The 1,403-nt window shown below is 55.7% G+C and carries 1 protein-coding gene; it reads right to left on the minus strand.

Annotated features, from left to right (window positions below; translation table 11 throughout):
• A partial coding sequence (locus BP07_RS00270) for a CARDB domain-containing protein (RefSeq protein WP_042684242.1) occupies window positions 1-1,403 on the minus strand: 1,403 nt, incomplete at both ends.

Raw genomic sequence — 1,403 nt, forward strand, 5'->3', positions numbered from 1 at the left:
GCATCATACTGAGGGTCATATCCATCTGTGGCATCGGGTGCCATTCCCACCATCATGCCCTCCAGTTCGTTTGTGGCATTAATGGTGGTGCTCCACGTGATGTTCACAGGGGGCTTCTTCTCACCCACACCCACGTTCACCTTCACCTTCTCGCTTCTGATGTAGCCCGTCTTCTCTGCCCTGAGGTCGTGCATCCCATCGGCGAGTGAGAGCGAGAGGTTGCCGTGTGCATCTGTGGTGCCGGCTGGAGCGCCATCCACGAGCACTGTGGCACCGGCAATGGGCGTCCAGTTGCCAAGGGTGTCGTTGTAGTAGATGACGGTGACATTGAAGGACACTCCAGAGGGCACGTACGGGGGCGCAATTATGTGGAGCGGATAGAACGGCCAATACTGGCCGGTGGCAAACAGCACGTACTCACCACCGGTGAGGGTATACTGGTCCGCACTCATGTTGGGAGAGGTGAAGTTCACCCTGTACTGCACCCACGAGTCGCCGTTGATGTCGGTGATGTACGGACCCGATGTGGTGTTGGTCACGTTGAATGTGAAGCCCGCCAATCGGGAGGCTTCAGCCAGTGCGCCCAGGGCGGTGGGGTGGTCGAGATAGAGCAGAGAGCCATCAGTCATGGTGATGAGGCTGTCATTCACAAATACCACGTCAGCAAAGAGTGTGGTGGTGTTGGACTCTACCCTGACGAATACCTCGACACCATTGGGAGGTGCTCCACCCACCATCACGTACTGCGTGGCGGTGTTGTTACTCTCGTTGCTCTCGTTCACCACATCGTAGTAGTCCGCTATTGCGGTGATGTTGAGCGGCCCCTCTGAGAGAGGAGTCCAGTTAAAGTCGAAGGGATAAACACCGTAGGGGCCAAGTACGGGCAACGTGGTTTCATTAATTGACGTGCCATTGGCAAGGATCTTGAGTGTGGAGGTGTCGGCAGTGCCGTTGCGCTCATTACATACAACTCCAAACACCTTCATCTGCTCTCCAGGCGGAACATGTGGTGGGAGCATCAAGAACACCGTGAGGTCTGGCTGCTCACCAGGTGGAATGTGAGTTCCACCCACCGTGACGTTCACCTTCTCACTTCTGATGTATCCCGCCTTCTCTGCCCTGAGAGCATATGTACCGTCAGAAAGCGTAAGGGTGAGACCTCCAAAACCTGTGGTACCAACAGGAGTGTCGTTCACGAGCACTGTTGCCTCCTCAAGTAAGTCCCACTCACCAAGGGTGTCGTTGTAATAGGTCACAGTGACTTGGAAGGGCTTACCTGAGGGCACGTATGGAGGGGCAAGGATGTGAAGCGGATAGAACGGATAGTACTGGCCGGTGGCAAACAGCACGTACTCCCCACCGGTGAGGCTGTACTGGTCAACAGAGTCCCATGGGGAGGTATA

The organism is Methermicoccus shengliensis DSM 18856, from assembly GCF_000711905.1.
Lineage (GTDB): Archaea > Halobacteriota > Methanosarcinia > DSM-18856 > Methermicoccaceae > Methermicoccus > Methermicoccus shengliensis.